This window comes from Frigoribacterium sp. AC759, assembly GCF_979256015.1.
The window spans coordinates 1-233 of sequence record NZ_CEEDMT010000214.1 but is presented as its reverse complement, the minus strand read 5'-3'; the positions used below and the strand labels follow the sequence as shown (position 1 = coordinate 233).

Annotated in this window: 1 protein-coding gene; it reads right to left on the bottom strand. The window is 75.5% G+C overall.

All coding sequences use genetic code 11. The annotated features are described in order from the left end of the window. Positions 1–233: hypothetical protein (locus tag ACZ6JE_RS15710; RefSeq protein ID WP_464319556.1), on the bottom strand; the 233-nt coding region annotated here is incomplete at both ends.

Below are 233 nucleotides of genomic sequence, written 5' to 3'. Positions count from 1 at the left end.
GGCTCGAGCGGGCTCGCGCAGGGCCGAGCGGGGCAGACAGCCGAGCGGGACGCAGCCGGTGGGCTCGGGAGTCTCGTCGAGACCGTAGAAGCCGCGTTCGAAGACGGCCCGCGACCGCCGGGTCGCCGCCAGGTAGTCCTCTTCGAGCCGGGTCGCGGAGCCCGGCGGGTACTCCAGGAGCCGGGCGACCCCCTCGAGGAGGCGCCGGTCGGTCGGCTCATGGAGTACCCGCC